The following is a 3,380-nucleotide window of genomic DNA, read 5'->3' on the forward strand; positions in this document are numbered from 1 at the left end:
TTTCAGATTTTTACAGTTTTTCATTGTCCGTCAGGCGAAGGTTGCGTAAAAATCTTGTTCAGCAAGCCCTATTTAGGGCTTGCTGAAGGCTCAAAAAAGGCTGGAAAACGCATAATAACAAGGGTTTTGGGACTTGTTTGTCGAAATCATATGCAAAGGAAATGCTCGTAGATCAACCAAAACCCTTGCAAAATGGAGTGACGAAGGTGTTCAAGCCGACCGCGCATCTCGAAAATCAAATGATCCTGCCAGACGATTTCTTCTGCCCTTTAGTGGGAAACTGGACGAAGAGAACCGCTGGGTGCAGTTGGCGCGGCTCGTACCGTGGGCAGCGGCCGAACAGAAATACGGTCGTTTCTTCAAAGACAAGACACCTTTCCTGGGCAGCAAACCATCAGCCTGCGGATGGGGCTCGGCGCACTCATTATTCAGGAGCGGATGCAACTGACCGACCGAGAAACCTTGGCGTTGATCAGCCAAAATCCCTACATGCACGGATCTACCCGGCTTCGTAATGAAGCCGCCGTTCCATTCTTCGATGATGACACATTTCCGCAAGCGTCTGACGGAATTGAACGAAATCATCGAAGTGTCAGCACCGCTTCAAGCGCCCGAACCGGCTTCCAATGAAGCAGTGCCCTATTTAAATCCCGATGAAACTTATCCTGTTGATTCTCTGGTTGGGGCGTTTATGATGGTTCGTAAGGAAGTTGTTCAACAGGTAGGAGGTCTTGATGAGGATTTTTTTATGTATGGGGAAGATATTGATTGGTGTTATCGTATCAAGCAAGCAGGATGGGAAATCATGTATTATCCCAAGACGCATATTATTCATTACAAAGGAGCCAGCAGTCGAAAAAAGCCTTACAAAATCATCTATGAGTTTCATCGGGCTATGATTTTATTTCATAAAAACAATCATGACTTCACGTCGCATCCCCAGCATGAAAGTGGGGTTTAGCGCGACGCAATCTCTTCCATACTGAATAATACGGCGATTGGACAGAAATACGTGGCGCTTTTTGGTGGTTCGACCCTGTCCTAAAAACTGTGAGCATTCGTATTGTGCACAACCCCATGCTGGCTCAGCGCTTGTTAGCTGAACGACCGCGTACAGAAAAATGGAGACCTCATACGAATGCGCCAATCGTCCATTACACTTAGATGGAGGAATAGAAAATGGAAGTGTTACTTACCCGATGTGCTGGACTGGATGTCCATAAGGAAACCATTGTCGCTTGCGTACTGATTGGAGAAGCAGACGAGACGCTGCGCTTCGAAACAAAGACGTTTCCCACGATGACCAAAGACCTGTTTGCTTTAATGACCTGGCTCGAATCTGAAGGGGTCACGCACATTGCGATGGAGAGTACAGGCATCTACTGGAAGCCTGTCTACAATATCTTGGAAGGCTACTTCGACATCGCGCTGGCAAACGCTCAACGTATTAAGAATGTGCCTGGTCGCAAGACGGACGTCAGTGATGCCGAGTGGATCGCCAAGTTGCTCCGTGTCGGCCTGATCGAAAAAAGCTTCGTGCCTGCCGAAGACCTCCGGGAGCTTCGCGACTTAACCCGACTTCGCAAGAAACGGGTCGGCAACTTGACGGCGGAGAAAAACCGAATTCAAAAAATGCTGGAGGCATCGAACGTCAAGCTGGGCACTGTCATTTCCGATGTATTCGGCGTGTCCGGTCGAAACTTGCTGGAGCGTCTACTCACGCAAGGCTATGTCGATGCCGATGACATCGAGCATCGCGTACACGGCAACATCAAGCGAAATGCGAAGCGTGTTGCCGACTCCTTGTTCGGGACGCTGAATTCCCATCAAATGCTCATGATTCGCAATTGCTGGGAGCATATTGCGTTTCTGGAGCAATCCATCGCCGCACTCGATGGCGAGATCGAAGCGCATCTGCAACCGTACGAGGAAGCCCATACGCTCATTCAAACCATTCCGGGTGTAAGTGCGGTGACCGCTTCTGCAATTATTGCCGAAATTGGTGTCGACATGGAGCAGTTTCCCACAGCCGACCATCTGGCTTCTTGGGCAGGCGTTGCTCTTGGCAACCACGAAAGCGCGGGTAAAAAAAAGTACACGCACGCGCAAGGGGAATCCGCATGTGAAAACCGCGTTATGCGAGGCAGCCTGGGCCGCAACGAAGTGCCGAAAGTCTGGCCTGTCGGCTCGATTTTGGAAAATGGCCGCTCGCCGCGGGAAGAAGAAAGCACTCATTGCCCTGGCTCGCAAAATCCTGACGATCATCTACATGATGCTGAAGACAAAGACTGCCTATATCGAGGGTGGGCCAGAGCCTGCTCGGCCTGCAGCTTAACAGCATAGCCAAAACCGAAAAGAGATAAACATCGTACTTCCGAAGTGGGTGGGGTGTACCGGGCATCCTATTGTTCTTTTTTTCATTTCGTCGCTCAGATTCACACATTTAAAACCGGAATTTGCATGTAGTAGCTGCTACGAGCTTAAAATCCTTTCACAGAAAAGCATTTTCGACAAAATTACAATTTTTTTGTCAACTTGATGGTATACTTGGGTGTAGGATTGAAATTTGTAATTGCTTTAATGAACTGGACAGTGAAAAGTTCTAATGGTTAAGAAGCCAGAAAATCCACATCGTTACTGAGTTTTTCCTGTTTGGAACGAATTAATTGGGTTATTGGCAAATCCGGTTGAAGGGCAAACATGCGCAAAATCGTTTGGCGCAAATACACCACGACGGTTGCTTCGGAGACGATCGCCTTCGAAGGTGTTCGCAAATAGCGCCAGAACAAGCCTTGCGTGGACGTCGAAAACTTCAGCGCAATCATCTGAATCAAGCCCATTGCGATGCAACCGCACATGACGAAGCCTTCAATGGCTTCAATCGTTTGCTGAATTCGCTTTTGCTCTTGTACACACTTCACTTGTTCTAGCGGATGCTTCTCGGTCTTGTGCAGATACCGGTTGAGCTTGGGGCACGATTTGCTCCAAAAACGGTAGCCGAACGCACCGATGACTTGCTTCATTTCCCGGAACGTACATTCAATCTTGAACCGGTAACCGTATAACGAAATGATCGTTGTCGCGGCCAGCGTCATGTCCGTACTCACTAAAATGGAGGCTTTCTCTCCGCGCAGGACCAACACAAACCGTAAAGGCTGGTATAACTTTTGACCCCAGAGAAGATCCAGACACAAATAGGATAGGGTCTCTTCCTTGCCATACAGCATCACGGTAGCCTTTTGGAATTCTGTTGCCCGGGTGTGAAACAACTCCTTGAGCTTGATCTTTGCCCCTTTCTTCGGCGGGCGTCCCCGTCCTTGTTTCTTAGCGGCGGGGAACTCGTAAGCAGTGGCGCTAGCTTTCGCCTTGGTGACCAGATC

General features: G+C 48.9%; 1 protein-coding gene and 3 pseudogenes. 3 read left to right on the forward strand and 1 reads right to left on the reverse strand.

Translation table 11 applies throughout. From position 1 onward, the window contains the following. Positions 1–206: 206 nt before the first annotated feature. The 3 pseudogenes from WBG83_RS22145 to WBG83_RS22155 all read left to right on the forward strand — a co-directional run. A pseudogene (locus WBG83_RS22145) lies at positions 207–586 on the forward strand (transposase); the annotation flags it as partial. Positions 587–640: 54 nt separating this feature from the next. Next, positions 641–922, forward strand: a pseudogene (locus WBG83_RS22150) (glycosyltransferase family 2 protein); the annotation flags it as partial. A 257-nt stretch (positions 923–1,179) separates the two neighbouring features. Further along, positions 1,180–2,335 (forward strand): annotated as a pseudogene (locus WBG83_RS22155) (IS110 family transposase). A gap of 274 nt (positions 2,336–2,609) precedes the next feature. Here WBG83_RS22155 and WBG83_RS22160 read toward each other — a convergent pair. Further along, the coding region (locus WBG83_RS22160; protein ID WP_442955870.1) for a hypothetical protein at positions 2,610–3,380 on the reverse strand (771 nt) is incomplete at its 5' end.

The sequence above is a fragment of the Paenibacillus sp. y28 genome, assembly GCF_037137075.1.
Classification (GTDB): Bacteria; Bacillota; Bacilli; order Paenibacillales; family NBRC-103111; genus JBBBNV01.